The 22,669-nt window shown below is 50.7% G+C and carries 20 protein-coding genes; 8 read left to right on the top strand and 12 right to left on the bottom strand.

Annotated features, from left to right (window positions below):
• Positions 1–383 precede the first annotated feature (383 nt).
• The 5 genes from proP (at position 384) to ACMGG9_RS08030 (ending at position 5,314) form a co-directional block, all read left to right on the top strand.
• Positions 384–1,886, top strand: a complete 1,503-nt coding sequence (gene proP, locus ACMGG9_RS08050; protein ID WP_025302375.1) for a glycine betaine/L-proline transporter ProP — start codon at positions 384–386, stop codon at positions 1,884–1,886.
• A 98-nt stretch (positions 1,887–1,984) separates the two neighbouring features.
• Positions 1,985–2,911, top strand: a complete 927-nt coding sequence (locus tag ACMGG9_RS08045; RefSeq protein ID WP_414162055.1) for a LysR family transcriptional regulator — start codon at positions 1,985–1,987, stop codon at positions 2,909–2,911.
• 108 nt (positions 2,912–3,019) lie between these two features.
• Positions 3,020–4,645, top strand: a complete 1,626-nt coding sequence (locus ACMGG9_RS08040) for a GMC family oxidoreductase (RefSeq protein WP_414162054.1) — start codon at positions 3,020–3,022, stop codon at positions 4,643–4,645.
• 129 nt (positions 4,646–4,774) lie between these two features.
• Positions 4,775–4,942 (top strand): hypothetical protein, encoded by a 168-nt coding sequence (locus ACMGG9_RS08035; protein WP_154219868.1) that lies wholly within the window; start codon positions 4,775–4,777, stop codon positions 4,940–4,942.
• Positions 4,943–5,044: 102 nt separating this feature from the next.
• A complete protein-coding gene (locus ACMGG9_RS08030; protein ID WP_033642645.1) occupies positions 5,045–5,314 on the top strand; it encodes a hypothetical protein in 270 nt (89 codons plus the stop codon).
• A 56-nt stretch (positions 5,315–5,370) separates the two neighbouring features.
• Here ACMGG9_RS08030 and ACMGG9_RS08025 read toward each other — a convergent pair whose 3' ends face one another.
• The 3 genes from ACMGG9_RS08025 to ACMGG9_RS08015 all read right to left on the bottom strand — a co-directional run bounded on the left by ACMGG9_RS08025 (position 5,371) and on the right by ACMGG9_RS08015 (position 6,764).
• Entirely contained in the window at positions 5,371–5,922 is a 552-nt protein-coding gene (locus tag ACMGG9_RS08025) for a hypothetical protein (RefSeq protein ID WP_033642644.1), read from the bottom strand.
• Positions 5,888–6,169 carry a hypothetical protein gene (locus ACMGG9_RS08020; RefSeq protein ID WP_033642643.1) on the bottom strand — a complete coding sequence of 94 codons (282 nt, stop codon included), beginning with the start codon at positions 6,167–6,169 and terminating at the stop codon, positions 5,888–5,890. Before ACMGG9_RS08020 ends, ACMGG9_RS08025 begins: the two co-directional genes overlap by 35 nt.
• A 142-nt stretch (positions 6,170–6,311) precedes the next feature.
• Positions 6,312–6,764 carry a PaaI family thioesterase gene (locus ACMGG9_RS08015; RefSeq protein WP_414162053.1) on the bottom strand — a complete coding sequence of 151 codons (453 nt, stop codon included), beginning with the start codon at positions 6,762–6,764 and terminating at the stop codon, positions 6,312–6,314.
• Positions 6,765–7,001: 237 nt separating this feature from the next.
• Here ACMGG9_RS08015 and ACMGG9_RS08010 point away from each other — a divergent pair, with 237 nt between their 5' ends.
• Both ACMGG9_RS08010 and ACMGG9_RS08005 read left to right on the top strand, forming a co-directional pair.
• Positions 7,002–8,342: an anaerobic C4-dicarboxylate transporter gene (locus ACMGG9_RS08010; RefSeq protein WP_033642641.1), complete on the top strand. Its 1,341-nt coding sequence runs from the start codon at positions 7,002–7,004 to the stop codon at positions 8,340–8,342.
• Between the two features lie 440 nt (positions 8,343–8,782).
• Positions 8,783–9,520, top strand: a complete 738-nt coding sequence (locus ACMGG9_RS08005; RefSeq protein ID WP_414162052.1) for a hypothetical protein — start codon at positions 8,783–8,785, stop codon at positions 9,518–9,520.
• Positions 9,521–9,956: 436 nt separating this feature from the next.
• Here ACMGG9_RS08005 and ACMGG9_RS08000 read toward each other — a convergent pair whose 3' ends face one another.
• From ACMGG9_RS08000 to ACMGG9_RS07975, 6 genes are all read right to left on the bottom strand, one after another.
• Positions 9,957–10,478: a hypothetical protein gene (locus ACMGG9_RS08000; RefSeq protein WP_414162051.1), complete on the bottom strand. Its 522-nt coding sequence runs from the start codon at positions 10,476–10,478 to the stop codon at positions 9,957–9,959.
• 292 nt (positions 10,479–10,770) lie between these two features.
• The gene (gene umuC, locus ACMGG9_RS07995; protein WP_414162050.1) at positions 10,771–12,039 is read right to left on the bottom strand and encodes a translesion error-prone DNA polymerase V subunit UmuC; all 1,269 of its coding nucleotides are present in this window, start codon (positions 12,037–12,039) and stop codon (positions 10,771–10,773) included.
• Positions 12,039–12,461, bottom strand: a complete 423-nt coding sequence (gene umuD, locus ACMGG9_RS07990) for a translesion error-prone DNA polymerase V autoproteolytic subunit (RefSeq protein WP_033637997.1) — start codon at positions 12,459–12,461, stop codon at positions 12,039–12,041. Before umuD ends, umuC begins: the two co-directional genes overlap by 1 nt.
• Before the next feature lie 146 nt (positions 12,462–12,607).
• Complete coding sequence (locus tag ACMGG9_RS07985) at positions 12,608–13,435, bottom strand: hypothetical protein (RefSeq protein WP_414162049.1); 828 nt, start codon at positions 13,433–13,435, stop codon at positions 12,608–12,610.
• Entirely contained in the window at positions 13,435–15,675 is a 2,241-nt protein-coding gene (locus ACMGG9_RS07980) for a prophage tail fiber N-terminal domain-containing protein (protein WP_414162048.1), read from the bottom strand. The genes ACMGG9_RS07985 and ACMGG9_RS07980 overlap by 1 nt, the downstream gene beginning before the upstream one ends.
• A gap of 56 nt (positions 15,676–15,731) precedes the next feature.
• Positions 15,732–19,112, bottom strand: coding sequence for a phage tail tip protein (locus tag ACMGG9_RS07975; RefSeq protein ID WP_414162265.1), 3,381 nt, complete (start codon positions 19,110–19,112; stop codon positions 15,732–15,734).
• 275 nt (positions 19,113–19,387) lie between these two features.
• On the opposite strand from ACMGG9_RS07975, the gene ACMGG9_RS07970 reads away from it, so the two are divergent.
• Complete coding sequence (locus tag ACMGG9_RS07970; protein ID WP_193146168.1) at positions 19,388–20,563, top strand: DUF3800 domain-containing protein; 1,176 nt, start codon at positions 19,388–19,390, stop codon at positions 20,561–20,563.
• 115 nt (positions 20,564–20,678) lie between these two features.
• On the opposite strand, the gene ACMGG9_RS07965 is transcribed toward ACMGG9_RS07970, so the two are convergent.
• The 3 genes from ACMGG9_RS07965 to ACMGG9_RS07955 are packed head-to-tail and all read right to left on the bottom strand — an operon-like array spanning position 20,679 to position 22,668.
• Positions 20,679–21,293, bottom strand: a complete 615-nt coding sequence (locus tag ACMGG9_RS07965) for a tail assembly protein (protein ID WP_414162047.1) — start codon at positions 21,291–21,293, stop codon at positions 20,679–20,681.
• A 52-nt stretch (positions 21,294–21,345) separates the two neighbouring features.
• Positions 21,346–21,906, bottom strand: coding sequence for a zinc ribbon domain-containing protein (locus ACMGG9_RS07960; protein ID WP_414162046.1), 561 nt, complete (start codon positions 21,904–21,906; stop codon positions 21,346–21,348).
• Positions 21,907–21,966: 60 nt separating this feature from the next.
• Positions 21,967–22,668 (bottom strand): C40 family peptidase, encoded by a 702-nt coding sequence (locus tag ACMGG9_RS07955; protein ID WP_414162045.1) that lies wholly within the window; start codon positions 22,666–22,668, stop codon positions 21,967–21,969.
• Between the last annotated feature and the right edge of the window lies 1 nt (position 22,669).

Raw genomic sequence — 22,669 nt, 5'->3', positions numbered from 1 at the left:
TTTTTAGCGGCGAACACATCAATTTTCCCTGTTTTATCTCCCGTATTCTCTATACTGGAAACACCATCAATCAGCCGAAAAATCGCCATATCGCACAATTATCAGACCATTCTCGCACCAAATCGGTGCAAATACTTAAGTTAAACTGCTGGATTTGATCGCCGCAAGATATAACGTTAAGCTATAGATGCAAAATAATTAGTCACCTAAATGACATAACATCGGCATGAGAGACGCTATTTTGTGATCCACATCCCAACTTAAATGTGGATAATGAATCGTCTTGAACCGCGATTCGATTAGCCGATTTGATAACTCGAAAACAACAGTGAACGGAGATTACGCTTTCACGAACAACGAATAATTCATTAAGGGATGATTATATGAAGTTAAGAAAAAAACGACATAAACCGATGCACATTAACGACATCACCATCATCGATGACAGCAAACTCAAGAAGGCCATTACCGCCGCGGCCCTCGGCAACGCAATGGAGTGGTTCGACTTCGGCGTATACGGCTTTGTCGCCTATGCGCTTGGCCAGGTCTTCTTCCCCGGCGCCTCTCCCGGCGTGCAAATGATCGCCGCACTGGCGACCTTCTCCGTCCCCTTCCTGGTGCGTCCGCTCGGCGGTCTGTTCTTCGGCGCCATGGGCGACAAGTTCGGCCGTCAAAAAGTGCTCTCGGTCACCATTATCATCATGGCGGTCAGCACCTTCTGTATCGGCCTGATCCCGTCCTATGCGTCGATCGGCATCTGGGCGCCGATCCTGCTGCTGCTGGCCAAACTGGCGCAAGGCTTCTCCGTCGGCGGTGAATATTCCGGTGCGGCGATCTTCGTCGCCGAATACTCACCGGACCGCAAACGCGGCTTTATGGGCAGCTGGCTGGACTTCGGCTCCATCGCCGGCTTTGTGATGGGCGCAGGCGTAGTGGTGTTGATCTCCAGTATCGTCGGCGAAGCCAACTTCCTCGACTGGGGCTGGCGTATCCCGTTCTTCATCGCCGCGCCGCTGGGCCTGATCGGTCTCTACCTGCGCCATGCGCTGGAAGAAACCCCGGCGTTCCAGCAGCACGTGGACAAGATGGAGAAAGAGGATCGCAACGCCATCGAGAATCCGCCAAAGACCTCGTTCAAAGAGATCGCGGCCAAGCACTGGAAAAGTTTGCTGGTGTGCGTGGGTATCGTGATTTCCACCAACGTGACCTATTACATGCTGCTGACTTACATGCCGAGCTACCTGTCGCATAACCTGCACTACTCGGAAGATCACGGCGTTCTGATCATCATCGCCATCATGATCGGCATGCTGTTCGTGCAGCCGGTGATCGGCCTGACCAGTGACCGCATCGGCCGTAAGCCGTTTATCATCGGCGGCAGCATCGGCCTGTTGGCGTTGGCGATCCCGTGCTTCATTCTGATCAACAGCAACGTCATCGGCCTGATTTTCGTCGGCCTGCTGGTGCTGGCGGTGCTGCTCAACTCCTTCACCGGGGTGATGGCCTCCATCCTGCCGGCGATGTTCCCGACGCACATCCGCTACAGCGCGCTGGCGATTTCGTTCAACATTTCGGTACTGATCGCCGGTGCGACGCCGACCGTTGCCGCCTGGCTGGTGGAAGCGACCGGCAACCTGTACATGCCGGCCTACTACCTGATGGTTGTTGCGGTGATCGGTCTTATCACCGGTCTGTACATGAAAGAAACCGCCAACAAGCCGCTACGCGGCGCGACGCCGGCCGCCTCTGACCGCTCCGAGGCAAAAGAGCTGCTGCAGGAAACCTACGACAACATCGAACAGAAAGTCGAGGACATCAACGCGCAGATCGCCGAACTGGAAAAGAAAAAACAGATCCTGATCGACCAGCACCCCAAACTGGACTGATTCGCACTGACAAGCAAAAACCACCCGCCCGGGTGGTTTTTTTTGCCTGGCGTGCACAGAGTGGTAACTTGACCCGGCGGATGCCGAAGGAGAGATGAATGAATCAGTTTCAGGAGATGGCGACCTATATCGCCGTGGTCGAGGCCGCCAACATCAGCGCCGCCGCCCGCCGCTTGGGCACCACCAAGTCGGTGGTCAGCAAACGCATCCAGCAGTTGGAGACGCGCCTTGGGACTGTGCTGTTCGAACGCGGGAAAACGCTTGGGCTGACCGACGCCGGCCATCTGTTCTATCAGCGCGCCGTTCTCATATTAAGCGAAGTGAGCGATGCCGAAGAGTCGGTGCGAACACTGCACGGCCAACTGCAGGGCCCATTGCGGTTAACCGCGCCGATGGCGTTCAGCATCCGCTATCTGGCGCCGCTGTTATCCGCCTTTATGGAACAATACCCGAACCTCAATCTGGACGTGGAGTACAGCGATCGCCTGGCCAATCTGAATCAGGTAAATTTCGACGTCGCCATCCGTATCGGCGCCTTGGCGGATTCCGACCTGATCGCGCAGCGCATCTGCGCCAACCGTCACTTGATTTGCGCCAGCCCAGCCTATCTTGCGCGTCAAGGCACGCCGACGCACCCGCAACACCTGCAACAGCATCAGGGGTTGCTGTATATTCACCGCGAGCCGACCGGCATGCTGCAACTCCCCATCGAAGGCGAGATCCGATCGTTTCGTATCGGCAAACGCCTGCGCACCGATAATGCTTTTCACCTGCTGGCGGCGGCGAAAGCCGGTTTGGGCCTCGCCATCCTGCCCGCATTTATCGCCGCCGACGCGATACGCGCAGGGGAACTGCGCATTGTGCTGGCCGCCTATTCACCCGACGGCGGCGACATTTCCGCCGTCTATCGGCGTTCAAAACGCGCATCCCCCAAGATCAAGGCGCTGGTGGACTTTCTGAGTGAGCACATTGGCCATACGCCCAGTTGGGAAACCGCGCTGTCCCCTTTCCTGACGTCAACCTGAAAGGTTCGCAGAACGCGAACAGCAGGTTCGAATTTCGCCCGCTTGTCGCTTTTATCTCCGGGTTTTAGTCTGCAGAACACACCTTCCGCCCGCTCTGGAGACTACGCCATGAAAGACCTGTCACGCCGTCAGCTGATATCCCAAACGCTGGCCGTTTCAGCCGCCGCCACGCTCAGCGCTTGCGCATCGAGTTCCGCGTCGGCGGCGCAAACACAACCGGCCCAACGCGCCAGCGAGCCATCCACCTTCGACGTGATCATCGTCGGCGGCGGTTCCGCCGGCGCGGTGATGGCGGCTCGCCTCAGCGAAAACCCGGCGCGCCGGGTCCTGCTGATAGAGGCCGGACACAGTTACGCGCCCTACGATTATCCGCGCCTCATCGCGAACAGCGACGTGCTCGGCGCCAATGGCGACCCGGAATTCGAATGGGGATACCGGACAGAACCCGGCTATGTCAGCCACGCGATCGGCGCCATCCGCGGTAAAGTCCTGGGCGGCAGTTCAGGCGTCAACGGCGCCGTGGCGATCCGCGCCCGCCCGGAAGATTTCAAACGCTGGGATCTGCCGGGATGGCGCTATCAGGATCTGCTGCCCTCCTTCAAAAAACTGGAGACTCGCCATGGCCTGCACGACCACGCGATCCATGGCGATAGCGGTCCTTTCCCCGTCGTGCAACTCACATTGGATGACATCACGCCAATGCAACGCGCTTTCGTCGCCGCCACGCGCGCCAACGGCTATGACGCCATCGACGATTTTGACGGCCCTTCAGCAAATGGCGTCGGCCCCTACCCGATGAATATCGTCAACGGTGTGCGCGTTAACACCGGCATGGCCTATCTGGATGAGAAAACGCGCGCCAGAGACAATCTCATCCTGCGTGCCGATACGCTGGTCGACCGCGTGATATTTGACGGGCAGCGCGCGATCGGCGTTCGCCTGGCCAGTGGCGAAGAAATCCATGCCGCTGAAGTGATCCTGAGCGCGGGAACCTACGGCAGCGCCGCCGTTTTGATGCGATCCGGCATTGCGCCTGCGCAACAGTCGAAGCGTCTGGGGATCCCCGTCGTCGCCGATTTGCCCGTCGGTGAAAACCTGGTCGATCACCCCTTTTATTACAATGCCTACGCAGCCCGCCCCGACGTCATCGGCAGCCAATCGCCGGTTATCGGCGCCAAGCTGTGGACCCGCAGCAGCCGGGCGGAACCGGAGGAGCTCGATCTGCACATTACCGCGACGCATCTGTTCCCACATGACCAAAGCCCCACCGGCGTCGGTTTTGTCCTGGCGGTGGCGCTGACTCGGCCGCAATCCACCGGACGCATCTGGCTGGAAAGCCGCGATCCGATGGCAGCCCCTCACATTGACCTTAACTTCCTGGCGCAAGAGAGTGACCGTGTTCGCTTGCTGGAGGGGGTTAAACTGGCGCGAAAAATAGGGCAAACCGCCCCGCTGTCTACGCTTATCCACAGCGAGCTTGCGCCCGCCGCAGACAGCGACGAGGCCATTCTGGCCTCGATGACGGCGACGTTGGATACCTATCATCACCCGACCTCCTCCGCGCCGATGGGGAATGCCGGCGACCCGAAGGCGGTCGTTGACCTTCAGGGCCGCGTGCACGGCGTGCACGGGCTTCGGGTTGTCGACGCCTCCATTTTCCCCGACGTGCCCTCCGTCGCCACTAATGTGACGACGATCGCCACCGCCGAGCATATCGCCCGCCACTATGCCTGACCGTTTGGCGGCAAGATAGGCTGTTGAAACCCGGCCGGTCACCCTGATGGCCGGCCTTCGCCATTCCGCAGCGGCACAATCGAAATAACGGCGGCACATTTTATCCTGCCGGAAAACGGTGTTACCCTTGTGGCACCGTCACCTCTGCAAAACATTCTCATGGGCAAAATGGATCTTCCCGTCATCATCGGCATCCTGGTTATGCTAACCCTGTGGCTCGGCGCGCTCTTCAACATCGGCGATCTCAGCCTCACCATTTCGCGTCTGTTTCACTGGTTCGAAAGCCAGCGTGGATAGCCTGGGTTCGCGATAACGCAGGCGGCGAGCAAACATCGGCTATGATTGATAGACGTTACGTCATTTTCCGAGACTGTCGCTCGCGATAAAGAGGACCGCATCATGACCGACTATGTGTTCTACAATCAGATCCTGACCCGACTGGCCGCCAATCATCCCGGCACGCTGGATGAGAAAACTTACGAATTGTGGAAGCAGGACGCCACCAGCCCGCACGCCTTCGCGGATCCCTTCGCCTATCTCAAAACCAAGGGGCTGATACAGGCCTACGTGATGAGCGACATCGACGAGAACAACTATGATATCGATCCGCACCAAACGCGGATCACCGCCGCCGGTCTCGACTTCATCCGCAGCGGCGGGTTCAAATAAGACGCAAAAAACCGCCCAACGGCGGTTTTTTTACCCTAAAAAGCGTCCGGACCGTTTCAGGCTGGGAAAGGCCGATAAAAAATACGCAGCACTTCACTGTCGCCCTGGCGTAGAAAACCGCCTTCCGGCTGCCAGCGCAGATCGCGCGCCAGATTGAGATTTTCCCAGCCGACCGCGCCTCCCACGCCGATGCAAAGATTTTTATTGCCTGCGGCAAATCCCGCGCCGGTGCCGATCATGGCATGCAGCAATCGGGGCGAGGCCGCGTCGCGCATGGAGAATATCCCGATAAAACATCCCTGCGGGGCGCGCAGCATATCCGCCATGGTGCGGATCTCGGTATCGTCAGGGCTGACGAAATGTTTGTACTGCTTATCGAACACCGTCAGCCACAGTTGCTTGTATTTCGCCTTACTGAGCGCGCCGGAACGGTGGGCGCACAGCACCACCGCATCCCAACACATCTCCCCGCTGAGCGAAAGATACTCTTCCGTATTCTCCTGCGGCTTATCGGCATAATGCCGCGCAAATTCAGCGGCATTCAGATGCGGCGGCACCGCCTGTTTGGCGACGTCACTCTTGTAGCGCTTGAAATTCAACCAATGCATGGGAAGTCTCCTCTTCACCCGATAGATTAATAAATCCGCAGCCGTGAATAAGACGAGCCATCAAATCCAGCGCGTCGTCGGCAACGGCGGTGTCGTCGTCGTTCAGCCCCTGTTCCACCGCCCGCTCAATGGCGCTCATCACCGACGTCGCGCTGGTTTCTTCCCCTTGCGCTACCACGTCCAATACGGCTCTGCCGATCGCCAGACAAAGCTCATGATCAAACTCAACCTCTTTATACGGCTGCATACTCACCCCGATAAATTTTTACCCAAGAATACTAGACCACAATGACGCATCGCGCCTGCGGCCGTATCGCGGCGATCGGTGCAGCCGACAGAGAAATGCATCAGGCCCCGGATGGAAGAACCGGGGCCTGATAAATGGCAGTTTATTGCTGCGGCTGTTCGGTAGGGCGAATGATAAAGCAAGTGGCGGTTGCCGAAGCCAGCAGTTTTCCTTCCGCCGTTTTGAGCGTGCCTTCCGCGAAAGCGACGTTTTTCGACGCATAGACCAGACACCCCTCGGCGATCAGCTCAATCTCCTTCGGCACCGGGCGCAACATTTTCACCTGCAGATCGACGGTGCCATAACCCGTCCCTGCGCCCAGCGTACTGTGCACCGCGCAACCGGTCACCGAGTCCAAAACCGTGGCGGCGAAGCCGCCATGAACGCCGCCCAGCGGGTTAAGGTGGCGTTCGTCGGCCCGCGCCACGATGCGGATATATCCCTCTTCAACCGCGGCCGGTTTCATGGGCACCGTTTCAGCGATCGAAGCCGGTGGAATTTTGCCGGCCATCGCTGCCTGTAATAACGCCAGCCCCGTCATTTTTGTCGGATCCATAACTCTCTCCTCTGGTGGTAAATCCGTCATATAGGAGAGGTCTGACCTCTTGGCTTGCTTTTTCGTGCTGATGCCGCTTTCCGCCCGCTCTCTATGTTCTTTGAATGTGACCGACATCACTCTTTAAGGTTAATAACCACAATTTATTAATGCCTTTAGATTTAAAACAACTTTCTGCTGTAAACGCCGCCGGAAACTGAACGCAGTTAAGTTCAACATTATTAAGGCGTATCTATCATGGATTTCTTTCTGCAATTAGCGGTTATATTGGCATGCCTGCTGTATGGGGCGCGTAAAGGCGGCATTGCGCTGGGGTTGCTGGGTGGTATCGGTTTGATGATTCTGGTGTTCGGCTTTCACCTGCAGCCCGGCAAACCGCCGGTAGACGTGATGCTGGTGATCATCGCGGTGGTGGCGGCCTCCGCCACCCTGCAGGCCTCAGGCGGGTTGGACGTCATGCTCCAGATCGCCGAGCGGATGCTGCGGCGCAACCCGCGATATGTCTCAATCATCGCGCCGTTCGTCACCTGCATTCTCACTATCCTGTGCGGCACCGGCCATGTGGTGTACACCATCTTGCCGATCATCTATGACGTGGCGATCAAAAATAACATCCGCCCGGAACGGCCAATGGCAGCCAGCTCGATCGGCGCGCAGATGGGCATTATCGCCAGCCCAGTCTCGGTGGCAGTCGTTTCACTGGTGGCGATGCTCAGCAGCTACACCTTCAATGGCCGCCATCTGGAATTCCTCGATCTGCTGTCGATCACCATTCCTTCCACCCTGTGCGGCATTCTGGCGATCGGTATCTTCAGCTGGTTCCGCGGCAAAGACCTGGACAAAGATCCTGAGTTCCAGAAATTCATCTCGGTGCCGGAGAACCATCGCTACGTCTATGGCGACGCCGCCACCCTGCTGGACCGGGTATTGCCGCGCAGCAACTGGATCGCCATGTGGATTTTCCTCGCCACGATCGCCCTGGTGGCGGTGCTGGGGGCTTTTTCCGACCTGCGGCCCAGCTTCGGTGGCAAGCCACTTTCCATGGTCCTGGTGATCCAGATGTGCATGCTGATGGCCGGAGCGCTGATCGTCATCATTACCCGCACCAACCCGGCGTCTATCTCTAAAAACGAGGTGTTCCGTTCCGGCATGATTGCCATCGTGGCGGTGTATGGCGTCGCCTGGATGGCGGAAACCATGTTCGGCGCGCACCTGACGCAGATAGAAGCCACGCTGGGCGTGCTGGTGAAAGAGTACCCCTGGGCCTATGCGCTGATCCTGCTGCTAGTGTCGAAATTCGTCAATTCGCAGGCTGCCGCGCTGGCGGCGCTGGTGCCGGTGGCGCTGGCGATCGGCGTCAACCCGGCCTATATCGTCGCTTCGGCGCCGGCCTGCTACGGTTATTATATTTTACCGACCTACCCCAGCGATTTGGCGGCAATTCAGTTCGACCGCTCCGGCACCACCCGCATCGGCCGCTTCGTGATCAATCACAGCTTCATTCTACCGGGCCTGATCGGCGTCAGCGTCTCCTGCGTCTTCGGCTGGATCCTCGCCGCGGCGTTCGGTTTCTTATGATCTGTACTGTGGAGCCCTGCGGGGCTCCCTGCAGGCAGGGTGGCGGCATGACAAGAAAGGAAAAAAATGCAGGCGTAATGCGAATTTCAGGTACAAAAAAACCGCCTCTCGGCGGTCTACGACATTACTACTTATTGCTTTGATTATTCGGTATTTTTGTTCCCTGGTACCCGGGGCGGGACTTGAACCCGCACAGCCATAAGCCGAGGGATTTTAAATCACTCAACTTTTCAATATTAATCAGTCTGTTATGCAATATCTTCATAATTTTTATATGAACCATCGTTCATTAAAATCATATAGTTACAGACGATATCCTCATCTAATTATGAAGATTTTTCTTCTTAGTGATGCTAGAACTGCGAAGATTCAATTTATTTGATTTGAAATTAATACTGGTGAGATTAAAATGTCATAAAAACATTTTTCAGGCACACAAAATGGATAGCAATCAAATCATATCGATTCTAAGCACATTTTTTCTAAAGCAGGATTTAAACTGGCAAACATTTTTATTACTCGGAATTACTGTCACCTTAGTAAATTGTCTAAGTTCTGTAGCGATTTCCTTTCTAAAGGAAAAAAGTAAAAATTTTGCCACGCGTACTGATTTCGAAAAATTGACAATCCAATTGGTTAAAAACACTGAGGCAACAAAAAAAATTGATGCCCACTTCAGTGAAAGAATATGGATAAATCAACAGATATGGTCTAAAAAGCAAGAGTGTTACGAAAACATATTCATGCACCTAGAGAAAATATCATCCTACGTCAGATATGAAGTAAATGCCTACGAAGAGCATACAGATATGCAGAGAGGACCTGCTATTTATTATGCAAACATGTCTTCGGAGAAAGAAGAACAATTGTGTGCTGAGTGGGATAAAGAAGTTGCGGCATATGAGACAAGAATCAACTCACCTGAAGAAAAGCGTAAGAGAGAAGAACTCCAAAAAGAAAAGGTAGCATCTTTCATTAAGCTAACCGAGCTGATGCAGATAAAGGCCGTGTTCATTGATGAAAAAGTGCAAATTGAGATTGATAAGCTACAACGGTCTCTATCGATACAAAATGACCCATCTGAAGATTGGGATATGCACTTCATGAGAATGGATGAAGATACAAACACCGCACTTAAAAACATCAGAAATATTTGTAGATTGGAACTTAATCTTTAATGGATCCTAGCATGGCATCTATATGTGTTTTAATTTAAATACCATATATAAATATTTCAACTAGTTTAGGTCCTCGAAAAGTACGCCCTGACAAGACTAGAAGTATTTTCATGGGGTGTTGAGTACGAAGGTTACACACCTTTTACATAACACACAAAAAAATAAATATAAATCAACCATCTAAGGTTAGTTTTTTTCGACATTCTTTCATGGTAAATTCTCGCTTCCGACCTTGAATTTACCTTCGCTTTGGATAACGTACCGATTGCACGTTACAACATGCCACCAGATACTCGGGTTTTGATTCTGAATAACACTGGGGGAGCTAGTACACAACAACTAGAAATTGTCTAAATTCTACGAGATACTTTAAGCCCCAGATGTTTACTGAGGCCATTTTTATCATAAATTTATAACGTAATGCGATGGATGAATATTAACCCTTGCTAATCAAGGTATTTATTGCATTTGCCATGCCAAGTTTATTCATTATGTGGTAATAGCATTTTTTCACCCTATCGTAATCTTCAAGAGAGAAATGCATAATTACAGATGGCAAACCAACAGACTCCACATATTCGCGTTGATTTTCATTCCATTCCCCATGAACGTAAGCATTTCTTATATACTTGCAAGCAAGAAAATCATCAAAGCACTCCCTTTCAGGAGAAAGCCCCCTTAATTCAAATGCTTTAAACAGCCTATCAATTCTTTCAATATTTGAGCCATCATCAAAATAAGAAGCTATATCTTCCATCATGATGTCGTTTGGTTTTGCCCAAACCTTAATCATCATCTCTATGCTTCCAACCATCATAACTATCCACAGCCGACAAAAAGATGAGTATTTTATACGTTCTGGAGTCAAACCTTCAGATGAATGATTATTGACCAATTTTTCTATCATTTCTAGATAAATTTGGTCATCGGAATATGCATCAATGAACTCATTATCCAACTTAGTCTCCTATTTATAACCCAAGAAATAGTCACATCATGACAATTCGCCATCGAATTTCCAATCGGATTCGCTTCAGTAATTACCACAATATAATATGGCAACAAATAATAGTCGTTACATGTTATTATGCAGATCGGAATTATTAATCATACATAATCAACGAGCAAGCATAAATTTTTGATTCACTTTTATCTCAAACTAGGCTACCAAGTTTAATTATTTTCTATCCCACGGAAACTGTCAACTAAGTCTCAGCTAATGTAGATTAAGCCTATCCCGAACCAATTATTTAATAAACCCGAGCGCGCGGCAGATCACTCAGCCGTGTCGTGTATGCTGGCGACAGTAGTTCACGCTTCATTGACCACACCTGATGCGCCCCTTGACCAGCAAACCACAGTTTCGATCTGCCCGAATTGTTGATCCGATCAATCACGCCCATAAGTTGTTCACTGTTATGCCGTGGTTTGTACTCATCGAACAGCCCTAACTGAGCCACGCCTTGACTATAAAAATCCTGCAGCATCACCCCGCCTTTCTGATACCGATGGCCGGGTTGCCAAATCGCATCCAAACAACGCATAGCCGCGGCGATAATGTCGCGAGTATCCTGTGTGGGTGTGCTCAGTTTTATGCTTGCGGTGTTGCCGTAGTATTCCTCATTGATGGCAAATGGGCTGGTTTTGAGCCACGCGCTGACATGCCGGCAATACTGGTGCTCCTCCCTCAGCTTCTCAGCGGCACGCGTCGCATACATACAAATAGCCTGGTGCATCTGGTCATACTCAGTGATCCGGTCGCCGAAGCTTCGGCTGCAGATGATCTGTTGTTTTGTCGGTGCAAACTCCTCCAGCTCGAGACAAGGCTGACCACGTAACTCTCGCACTGTTCGCTCTATCACAACGCTGAAATGCTTGCGGATCATCGTAGTGCTTGCATCGGCCAGTTGTAGTGCCGTTTCTATCCCCATCATGTTGAGTTTTTTCGATATCCGGCGTCCGATACCCCAGACCCCATCGACAGGTACTAGGCCCATCAATTTGCGCTGGCGCCCTTCATTGGATAGATCCACTACTCCGCCGGTCTTGTCCCACTTCTTCGCTGCGAAGTTTGCCAGCTTGGCTAATGTCTTGGTTTGAGCAATGCCAACGCCCACAGTTAGCCCTGTATTGCGCAGCACTTTCGCTCTCACCTGGCGGCCGAAAGTATCCAGATCGATACAGTTACGAACGCCAGTCAGATCGAGGAAACTTTCGTCAATTGAATATACTTCTACGCGTGGCGCCATCTCTTCTAAAACAGCCATCACACGCTGCGACATGTCTGCGTATAACTCATAGTTGCTGCTGAACGCGATGCCCCCTGCGCGCTCAAATTCCCGCTTAATTTTGAAATAGGGTTCTCCCATCTTTAACCCTAACGCCTTCGCTTCCTTGCTCCTGGCTACGACGCATCCGTCATTATTCGACAGAACGACGACAGGACGCCCTCGCAGATCTGGGCGCCACAACGTTTCGCAGCTCGCGTAGAAGCTGTTCACATCAGCAAGCGCGTACATCACTTGAGCCTCGTTATCGACGACACAACAACGCCCATAACCTCCAGATCGTCGCCGCCATCATGGAGCAGGATCGGCTCATACTTCGGGTTCATAGGTTCCAGTTGCGCGCGAGGATGCAAACAGAGGCGTTTCACGGTGAACTCGCCGGCTATGCTGGCAATCACTATATCGCCATGTGCCGGACTGATGCTGCGGTCAACCACAAGCATAGAACCCTCAGTGATCCCGGCCTCAAGCATGGAGTCGCCTGTCGCATAGAGAAAATAGGTCGCATTGGGATGGCTGATACAATACTCGTTCAGATCGATGCGCGAGCTGACGTAATCTGCTGCTGGACTGGGAAACCCAGCCGGCACCTTGTCAGCGAACAGCGGGATTTTGAGCTTGGTTGGGTTTGGTGTTGGATAAAAAAAAGTCATAATGTTGCCTTTTAACTGTGTTTTTATACAGTATATGCGCAAGATTTTGACGGGGGAAAGTTCGGATTTTTGTTAGAACGGTAGGATATTGATCGGTAAAGAAAGATAGTTTCGATGAATGGCCGGGATCCCTCCCGGCATCATGCTCACCCCACCAGCTCAGCTTTCAATGCGTTGAATCGCGCATAGAGCGTAGTTTTCGAGTCAACCGAAAGTACGCCAGGGATCATAATTTTCGCGGCAATGTCTCCCTGGAAACCGTGGCTTAGCGGGTTTCCAGCGCCGCCAATGATAAGTTGGCGCGATGCGGCTGTTGCGAACGGCTTAGCAGGAGCCGCGCTCTGCTGAAGTAAGGCACCATCATGTTCCCAACGATGGAACGTGCTCGTGGATTCAATCGCGGCAATGTGCCACTGATTATCACGAAAACCCGCTATTGTCGTGTTGATCGGATAGTTGCTCGGATCACTGACTGCTGTCCCACCGTGGTTTATCCAAACCGCATCTGTTAAGAAATTGTCATTGCCGAAACGGACGCGGAGCCAATCAGGAACAGCTGTATAGTTCCCGCAAATATTACCGCCTGTACCGCCGTAGCCTTCCGTGCTCGGCAATGGGATACGGTACAAAATAAACTGCGAGTAAATCCCGTCCGCTGGCAGTGACTCATAACTGCCCTGCGCAATTAACGCACCAGAGTTGGACGCGGCACGGCCGAACCGCAGCGCGAAACCTTTTCCTGCGGCGACAACCCGTGGTTTCATAGCACCAACTGGAGTCCAATTCGCGCGGCCTGTTTTATCGCGAACGAGAGAAACTTCACCAACACTTGAAACGACCCCGCTTTTTGCTTCAATCCATGCTGATGGATTCATTTTTAATATTGCGATTTCCTGCTCGCTAATCTCAAGCTTCGGCAGGTTTGGATTATTTGCAGGGCGATCAGCTTTGAAAACTACCATTGCATTAGCCATTAATTTAACTCCCATATGAACGCTGGCAACCACTGATATTCAATTTCCCCGGTATAAAGATTTGTGATACCAGATTTAGTACGGAATAATCCGCGAGCACCATAAACTGGGCCGGATTGGTTATCATTTCCTGTGCGACGCTGCGCATAACTAATTTGCACACTGCGTGTATTTGTTGGATTTTCCACGGTCAGACGGATACCAATTTTACCAAATGGGGCAGCACTAATGATGCTAATAGTTGAATCATCACGCGCACGTATACCGAATCCGGCACCAGGGCCAAGGCCAATAGAACTAACAATTAAATCAGATGTATCTTTGATAATCTCTACAGATGACGAACAGATAATATCGATAGTGTTTGCACCTGACCAGTAGACCTCCATTGGTTTAACAGGAATAAAGCCTGTACCAAAGCATTCGAAAACCACTGCGCGTGCTAGTGATACACCTCGCTGATTTTGCCCTTTCGAGTTTATATGAATAATATCGCCCACGTGCGGGTATTGATAACCGGGGCCAGTGAATCGAATATTGCCATGTCCATCGGCGCTTAGCTGCCCCTGCCGCACATTTTTAATGTCCCATTCTGTAAACGGCCACCAGCTACATTGCTCTACAAAAATAGTTACAGCAGGATGGTCGCCACCGAATATCCGCTTAACCTCAGAATTAATGTTACGGTCAAAATTCATCAAAAATCGAGTATAAAGGTCTGCGTAAATCCCACCAGTTTTATCAATATCTGATTCACCTGCTTTTACATCAATCCCCAGCACAATGGGTTTAAACCCCATTCGCTCGCAAATTCGCTTAGCGTCAATTAATCCTTGGATCAGCACAGACCATGCATAAGTCCCCTTTGTTAGATTTCGGTACGTCATACTCCCCTGTGCGGCCACGTAGCGTAAAATATGAATCCGTTTGCCAGTAAGTTTCTCAACTTCACTGATAATGTGCGACGCAGATGATGAGCATGAAGTTTCTTTCCACCCTCCGTCTACCGTATCTTTTAGTGACACGATTTCATCAATCGGAGTTGGGCCACGGTTTGGGTTTTCTTTCCCTACTCCACGCTCAGATTTGAACATCCATGCATTATCAGGATAGAGCTGTGTAGTGGCGATCAACACGTCATCTGCGTAAGTGCTCCAACCCTCTGCAAGTGACTGGCCGAAGGTCGGCAGGATGTACATTACAGGGCGCAGATCATCAGCAACGGAGATACGCGTCGCGCCGTAGTTCATCACCAGGTCGCTTGCGGCAGTTGCTTGTTTTATTTGCTGTGCTGCTGGCTTCAAATCACCAACGCGTTTTAACCCGTCAGGAGTAGCAAAATAATACCCTCCGTCCTCAGTCCATGCTTCTGTGATATTTTTATACGGATCGACAATAATTTTCGTGCACACTGCGCCATCGGGAAGCGTATACGGCTGCGCCTCGATGTATGGCCGCACCACGACGTCAGAATCAGCCGCAACAACTCGCAGCATCCCATTCTCATCGATGAAAGCGTGTCGCCCGTCATCCAACATCAGCGGCGCAAAATGCCCATCTGCGAACTCAACCCCAGCAGCAATCTTATCGTCGATCCCCGCCGGCGCGTTGGGAACAGTGCTCACCCGTGTTTTCATTTCATTCAGCGCATCAGTTACCGCGCCCCCGGCCATTGACCAGCGACCAGTCGGCACAACCCGGCTATCGGTCACGGTATATTCAAGCGCCAACTCACTGGTAGATTGAGAACGTACCCAGAAAAACTGGCGAGTCTCTTTCCCATCATCCACTGCTTTTTGCGCTGCTACTTCGTCGGGATAAGCATCAGAAACAGATTGCGCCTGTTCTGATGCAACTTTGGCTTCAGCTGCAGACGCCTTTGCCTGCTCAGCATATGCAGCTGCTTCGCCCCGCATTTCATCAACCATTGCCACAATCGCGGGTGTTAATTCATCCTCTCCTGGGCTGGTAAGAAAATCGTTAAGTGTCCCCGGTTTTGAGTCGCTATAAACGGTGATTTGCCCTGCTTTCTCGAATGGACGCCCATACGCCTCAATCATTACGTTATGTGTGCCAACTTCGACCGACAATGAATAACTACCATCTGCAGTGGTAGTAGATGTGGACGGCGCCTGTTTAACAACTGTAGATGAGGTTTTTACCGCCACCAGCATAATCGTTACATTTGGGCGTGGGTCGCCATTGGGGCCAATGAGTTTACCGCTGATTAAAACAGCCATATTCTCTTTTATCTCCAATAAAAAACCCGCCGCAGCGGGTTATGATATATGTTATTTTACCAGCCTACTGAGAATCCACTATTTTGAGGGGTAGCCCACAGCATCACTGTATATGAGGTTGTCTCTCCTCGCCCTTGATTAAGATCACCTGCCATTACGTTAATATTAAGCCCCTCCCCCTTCCCAACATCTCTTGAGAAACTAAACATACTGGTGTATTTATATCCACTTGAAGAATCTCCGTCTCTTGCAAGCTGCAACCCATTAATATAATCAGACTCATTGCCATTGAAATATATTTTCGTTTTCTGCTGCCTGTTCATAACAGCCATTACATAACCATATACTCGCATTGGCATTAATGGATTCCCGTCATATCGTACTATTCTGTAGTCATTGGTGTTAAAAATCGAGAATGAGAATGAATTTCCCTGAACCAGATTCCCCTCAATATTTGCCGCGGATAACTTACCATCAATAACGCAGTTTTCTAAGATATGACAATTACCAATAGTTCCATTATTAAAATTACCGGTATCTGCATAAACGCTTCCTCTAACAGTCACTTGATGGAATTCTGCGTAGCCATTTTTATTAATCGCCCAGCCACGCTGCCCACTTATCCAATTAGAAGACTGAATATGCTGTGCGATCTTTGCACTATCGATAGCCGCATCCTTGATGAACGCGCTATTCATGAAGACCTGACCATTTTCAATAGCAAAAGGTACAGAGACAGCAGATCCTTGCCCATCAGCAGTGTTCAGCACTGCAAAACGGTCAGCCAAAATCAGCACCTGGCTTTGCATCCCCTCAGGGGTGTTCTCGACGCCGACACCGATACCGGCGGTGTAAAGTTTGCCGTCAACAGTCTTACCAACTTTTACCGACCACATATCCTTTAACTTTCCGGCATCTTCTACCGGCCCCAGCAGATCCTGCCCCAGCTCAGTCTCGGTGATTTTCCCTTTCAGGTAGTCCAGAACCTCGCTGGCGTCTTCGCTCGATGTTCCCTGCACCCAGTTCGTCCACGGGCCGGTATTGCCGAGCTTATCCACCAGGCGTGCCTGGAACCAGAAATTAACGCCTGCCGCCAGCCCCGTCATCGTGTGGCTGCGCTGTGGGTAGGCATAATCGCCGAGGTGCATTTTGTTGCTGCCGTCGGCGTTCTGGCTGTACCAAATTTCAGTCCGCTGCGTGTCCTCTGCCCCGAGAGGAAACTCCCAGTTCAACACAATGCCGAACACCTGACCTATCGTCGTGAAGCTGGCCAGCGCCGGCGGCTCGCCCTGCTTACCGGTCAGCACCATTTCTGGCGCATTGGCCCACACACTGGAAACCTCAGAAGGGTTTATGGCGCGAACGCGGGTCTGGTAGCGACCGGCATAGATACCGGGAACCTCAAACCCAAGTGTTGAAGTGCGCGGCGCGGGGATCCAGTTGCCGTTGTCACGGCGCCATTCAGCCTCGTACGCGATCGCATTTTCTGCCCTGTCCCACGTGACGCGAAGAGTGGCCACTGCCATGCCCTGAATTACCGCCGACGATTCACCGATCTGCACGTTCGCAGGTGGAACCTGCGCACCAGGCGGTATAACGCTGATCGGCGGGTCTTCTATACGAGCGCCAGTGTCTATGCGCGCATATTTATTCGGATCGTGTTCCACTGCTGTGATCTCGAATGAAACCCCATCTTCCCCTTCAGTGATCCCCGTAACCCGGAACTGCTGTAGAGCCAGGTCTGCGGCGTCGATTGCCCATACTGATTCCGCCACCGGAGTTTCGGAATAAGCGGTGGTTACCGTAACCGTGTTACCTGCCACAGCGGCAATAGTGCGCCCTTCGGCCTTGCCGCTTGGCAAGTTCAATACCAGGCGTTCTCCCACGGCTGCAGATGACTCTCGGTCAAGGGTAATATTCCGCCCAGATACCGAACTGATCCGCCCGCCAAGCGGCCGCCCAGCCAACATTTCATCAGCCACCGCAATGATCCAGCCAGGGAGGGGGATTTTTCCTTCCAACCCGACAGTAAACGATATACCACGATCCTTTTCATTCGTGAGTAGTAGCCATTTACCACGCCTTACTGCCTCAGATTTTCTGATGCAACCTATCGCCGTAACGTCTGCTTGTTTTATGCCCCAGCGTTTCACCAGCCGTTTTATCGATACTGGTTCTATTGCGTCCTGATACCCATTCGCAGGATCGCTCCAGCTCACCATAGCTATGCTGTAGTGCGTTTTCTCACTGGCACTTGCGTAGGTGAATTTGCCATCCTGTACATTGGCGCGGGTGTAAACGTAATCAACATCACGTGGCATATCAGCCAGGGCATACATCTGATTGTTTGACCAAAAAGACATGCCGCGGTAGATAGAGGAAATATCCCGTAGAACGCTCCACGCTTCCTCTTGTGACTGAATATAAACGTCGCAGGTAAATCGCGGCTCTTTACCATCCCCACCTCGACCGTCTGGTACCGGCTGATCGCAATATTGCCCGATGGCATAGAGATCCCATTTTGTTAAGGCAAGATTCTCAGCTTTAACGCGCGTACCGATCGAGAATCGATCATTCAGCATCAAATCGTAGGTAACCCATGCCGGGTTGTTTGTCGATGCAACTTTAAATGTCCCATCCCAAACACCGGTATATTCACGTGTCACAGGGTTGTAATTCGATGGGATACGGATCACTCTCCCGTCAGGTTCGCATGACACCTGTGGGATATTCTGGAACTGTTTAGCATCGAACTGGACAAAGAGAAGCGCAGTTTCAGGGTAAGTTAGCTTGGCGTCGATCGTTTCTGTGATGGCTTCAATGACCATCTTGTCTGCTACTCGGTTGCTTGTGCTGTTCGGGGTAAGGCGACGGACGCGAACCTGCCAGCCTGTTAATGCCGCCGGCAGATCAATACGGTGGCTGCGCTCATATTTGGTCGTCGTTTTGCCATCTACAGCCGTGCGCAACACCTCTTGATAGGCACCACCATCGGTGGCAATGTCGATCGCATACTCAATACGATAGCCGACCACATCACCGTTATCCTGCTGCTGCTGAAGCTGCGACCACGAAAAACGCAATCTGACTGCTGAGAGTTGAGTATTTGAGACAGCTCGCACCCAGTCTCGATCGCTGGTTAATTCCGTGCTAACTGCAATTTCATTCTCTACATCCGGCATCCCAGGAATATACTCCTGATGCGGAGTTCCAGGCCTGAAATCCCAGCGCACTCCGGGAAAGTTTTCAGTACCATCCGCAGAAATAATCGGCGTACCATCGAGAAATATGCGAGTACCGTCAATATTTCCGCCAAATTCACCTTCACCAAGAGCCAGTAATATTTTGGCAAATGACGTCGATTGCAGGGAATCAGGAGACTCATATGGCGCGCTTGGGGTACTACTGCCGCCCTTTCGACCTTCAATTGCTACCATCATTTTCTCCGGGCATAAAAAAACCGCTGTTGATACTAATAATTTTGTTTTCAGGACTTTTGTAGGTCTTCCGTTAGCTGTTGTATGTGTGATTACTTTCGGTATGACACTTGTTTCTTTCCTTAACGTCTTGAACAGAATGTTTAGTTTAGGCTGATTCTAAATCAAATCCTCTCTCTCTCTTAAAGAAGCACGCCTTGTGCGTTTTTTGTTTATAGACTTCCAAGTCTTACATTGTTATATATTGTTCATAACCCACAAAAAAAGCGATATGTATGAACCCTTTCCCGCAGCAAACTCAAAGCTATCAATTCTATTACGATGAATCTAATAACGTTCGCAAACTATATTTATCCAAACAAATAGATGGTTATAACATTGACCATGATCCAAACAAGCATAACAGCGTAAACTTCGTGTTAGCCGGTGTTGCTCATACTGGTTCTTCATCGAGTGCTGATTTTGACGATTTACGCCAGCGCATACAGCTACAGGCCAACGCCAAAGAGTTCAAGCTGAAACACTTAGCTAAGGGCGACTTCCTGACCATGCTCACCTCTAAGAAGCTTACAGCGTTCTTTGAGTGGCTTCTTTATGGTGATCTATACCTTCACTACTTCCATCTAAACATGGAGTATTGGGGATACGTAGACATCATTGATGACTGTTTCCTCTATGGACGTGAGAAGGGCTTTATCAGAGATAGTAGTGATGAACAGTTTCACGCTTACCTTATGGCTAATAAGGACGCTCTACACACCTACGTTAAGGCTAACAAGGTTCCTTTCATCCAGTTCCTCAAGTCCTATGACTTCCCCTACATCGAGGGGCGGGAGAAGGAATTTATACAGGGGATATCAAGCCAGATCTCTAACCATTGCGTAGACCTCTATACAGCTACCAATAAAGATGAGTTCCAGCTCCGGTTAGCTCATGGCCTCCTGCAACTCCTGATGGCCTGCTCTGACCAAAACATAAATGATATGACACTCACTATGAGTATTAGAAATGAACCGCCTGCAGAGGACGATAACCGCCTTGTTGATGGCTTCGCTATGTTCTATCAGCACCGGGCGAAAATGTTCGAGGCTTCCAACCATATCTTTGACATAGAGAAGGTTGTAGAAGCTGATCTTGAAAAGGTAGCAAAAGCCAATCCTACCCTAACGCTTAATTACTCTTTCGCTGATTCCAAGCAAAACCCGCTCGTTCAGGTAAGTGATGTTGTAGCTGGTTTTATGCAGCATTATTTTGATTACCTAAATAACAACAGCTATGAACAGATTAAAAATGACAGAAACAACCTTAACGAAAAACAAAGGTTAAACATGGAATTTTTACGACTCCTTATTAACAAATCTCATGATAATAATCCAACGTTATTAAATTGTGTTATGTCAGCGTTAGAGCATGAGAAGCATAAAGCTTTTACTTATCCGAATGAACCATAAACCATAAAGGGGCATTAAGCCCCTTTTATTTTCTGTTTACCTATACCGCTTATCCTGTTTTATTATTTAATATCTCAATTTAAAAATAGCGGATTAGAAAACTGTTCATGTTTTCTTACTGCTGGTCTTCTGCATAAATTCCAGCGGAAATAATGGCGCCGCCAATGCGGCGCTTTCCATAGAGTATGGGAACTGGATTACCCTGAGCTATTGTGTTAACCGGCCCGCCGAAAGCATAGGATGGCTTGTTATCCGGGTCTTGCCTCGTAGCCAAACCGCCTTGCATCGGGGAAAGCATCTGGACGACGCCGCCAACGATCATACTTGCGCCTGACATTGCGGCGACCGATGCCCAGCCTTTGGCTGCAAATGCAACCCCAACTCCTCCCGCCGAGAACGCTGCGGCCGCAATTAAAACTGCGCCCAACATCGTTTGAAAAACACCGGCCCTCTTACTGCCAATGATGACTGGAGCAATGCGTATATCTCGGCCGCTAGCCCCCATTAACAATTCATCTTTGCTTAGATTACGCTCCCCCTCAAATATTGAGAACGTTAGCCCTAGTTCTTTGCTTTCCAGCATAAATTTTTGGAAACCAGGCAAAATTACAGCGAGGGCCTTTAGTGCTTCAATTGGACTTCCGACGGATAAACGATGAACTCTCCCAAATCTCGCCCCCAGAACACCATATAGACGAATACATTTAATTTCAGGAACGTTAAAAGGCATACTTCCCCCATAAAAAAACCGCGCATAGCGCGGCTTTCTTGACGAATATATTTTATTTGGTGAGCCAGTACTTCAACCTTTTTACAAACTCATCTTGAACGGATTTAGGGAGTTTGTATTTAATGTAAGTAATATCTGATTGATGCTCACCAAAAATATAAGAATCACGATTTGACTTTGATATTGACTTGATTTTATTTGCAAGTTCCATCACGCCACTATCATTCAATGACAGTTCATCATCTTTTGAAAGCAATAAGTTATGGTCGAACCCATGAAATGAAAACTTGTTTTCTTTCTGTGCTTTCAACTGAACCGATACATCACTACCACAATGCTTGCACTTAATTGCTTCCGGATTTATTTTTTCAGCACAAAACGGGCATTTTACATATGCTTCAGTTGCCTTAGACGACGATTTCCCAAAGATGATCATCAAAATTGCGCAAATAGATATGGCGGATGATATCAGCAAGTGATTCTGTTTAGATGCGATCAAGCCGATGTTATTGACACGTTCACCATACCCAGTGAAAACATAGGTATCCATGTTAAAAGCTATCAACAGCCAAACGACGCCTATTGCCAGCAATAAAAACCCAAACTCTCTCATTTAATCCTTTTCCTATAGAATAACAACCCCCATCAATGTTAGCAGTTGAAGTTAAGATGTTCACCCGTTAAAACGCAAAACCGTGCTCGTCCGTTCTTGCCAATACCCGCCGTATGAGACACGGTTACTGAGCTGACCATACATATGATGGATCATAATCCCGTCCCCTAGGTAAACAGCGGCATGGTTCGGCTCAGGAGCCTGCACCTGCATAACGATCACATCGCCAACCAGTAATTCTCCTGATGCCGGTACGAACCCCGCCTCAGCATAGTGCGCAATATAGAGGTTTTCACCACGATTCCACCAGCCGTCTGTCCGGGTAAAATCAGGCAACGCTATCCCTCGTTCGAGTTGATACCAGTCTCGCACGATGGTGTAACAGTCCCATATACCGTGAACGAATGGCCGCTCAAGTAGTGGTTTGACTCCCTCACGCGGGATCACCTCGCGAATGTCACCTTCCGGCCAACTGGCGATGATCCACGGAAGCAGCGACAAATCACATTGCGCCAGATCCAGCTGGCTGGGTTGTGTTGTGGCGTCCGGGTGGCTATGAACAATGGCGACGATCGTGCCACTATCCTCTGCTGCAGCGTAATCGGCCGGCGCCAGGCTGAATTGCTCCGTTGGTTCCAGCGCCAGATTGCGGCAGCGCACGTAGCGTTGTCGGCGGCCACTCTGAACTACTACCCCACAACACTCCCGCGGATATTCAGCTTCGGCGTGCGCCAGTATGGCGCTGATTATCTTTTGGCGCATC

It is taken from the genome of Serratia sp. BNK-10 (assembly GCF_047456065.1).
GTDB lineage: Bacteria > Pseudomonadota > Gammaproteobacteria > Enterobacterales > Enterobacteriaceae > Serratia > Serratia ureilytica.
This window is presented reverse-complemented; position numbering and strand designations above follow the sequence as displayed.

Excerpts from the sequence above, each read along its gene's own strand:
- proP (WP_025302375.1), top strand. The coding sequence starts at position 384 with ATGAAGTTAAGAAAAAAACGACATAAACCGATGCACATTAACGACATC.
- ACMGG9_RS08045 (WP_414162055.1), top strand. The coding sequence starts at position 1,985 with ATGAATCAGTTTCAGGAGATGGCGACCTATATCGCCGTGGTCGAGGCC.
- ACMGG9_RS08040 (WP_414162054.1), top strand. The coding sequence starts at position 3,020 with ATGAAAGACCTGTCACGCCGTCAGCTGATATCCCAAACGCTGGCCGTT.
- ACMGG9_RS08030 (WP_033642645.1), top strand. The coding sequence starts at position 5,045 with ATGACCGACTATGTGTTCTACAATCAGATCCTGACCCGACTGGCCGCC.
- ACMGG9_RS08025 (WP_033642644.1), bottom strand. The coding sequence starts at position 5,922 with ATGCATTGGTTGAATTTCAAGCGCTACAAGAGTGACGTCGCCAAACAG.
- ACMGG9_RS08020 (WP_033642643.1), bottom strand. The coding sequence starts at position 6,169 with ATGCAGCCGTATAAAGAGGTTGAGTTTGATCATGAGCTTTGTCTGGCG.
- ACMGG9_RS08015 (WP_414162053.1), bottom strand. The coding sequence starts at position 6,764 with ATGGATCCGACAAAAATGACGGGGCTGGCGTTATTACAGGCAGCGATG.
- ACMGG9_RS08010 (WP_033642641.1), top strand. The coding sequence starts at position 7,002 with ATGGATTTCTTTCTGCAATTAGCGGTTATATTGGCATGCCTGCTGTAT.
- ACMGG9_RS08005 (WP_414162052.1), top strand. The coding sequence starts at position 8,783 with ATGGATAGCAATCAAATCATATCGATTCTAAGCACATTTTTTCTAAAG.
- umuC (WP_414162050.1), bottom strand. The coding sequence starts at position 12,039 with ATGTACGCGCTTGCTGATGTGAACAGCTTCTACGCGAGCTGCGAAACG.
- umuD (WP_033637997.1), bottom strand. The coding sequence starts at position 12,461 with ATGACTTTTTTTTATCCAACACCAAACCCAACCAAGCTCAAAATCCCG.
- ACMGG9_RS07985 (WP_414162049.1), bottom strand. The coding sequence starts at position 13,435 with ATGGCTAATGCAATGGTAGTTTTCAAAGCTGATCGCCCTGCAAATAAT.
- ACMGG9_RS07980 (WP_414162048.1), bottom strand. The coding sequence starts at position 15,675 with ATGGCTGTTTTAATCAGCGGTAAACTCATTGGCCCCAATGGCGACCCA.
- ACMGG9_RS07975 (WP_414162265.1), bottom strand. The coding sequence starts at position 19,112 with ATGGTAGCAATTGAAGGTCGAAAGGGCGGCAGTAGTACCCCAAGCGCG.
- ACMGG9_RS07970 (WP_193146168.1), top strand. The coding sequence starts at position 19,388 with ATGAACCCTTTCCCGCAGCAAACTCAAAGCTATCAATTCTATTACGAT.
- ACMGG9_RS07965 (WP_414162047.1), bottom strand. The coding sequence starts at position 21,293 with ATGCCTTTTAACGTTCCTGAAATTAAATGTATTCGTCTATATGGTGTT.
- ACMGG9_RS07960 (WP_414162046.1), bottom strand. The coding sequence starts at position 21,906 with ATGAGAGAGTTTGGGTTTTTATTGCTGGCAATAGGCGTCGTTTGGCTG.
- ACMGG9_RS07955 (WP_414162045.1), bottom strand. The coding sequence starts at position 22,668 with ATGCGCCAAAAGATAATCAGCGCCATACTGGCGCACGCCGAAGCTGAA.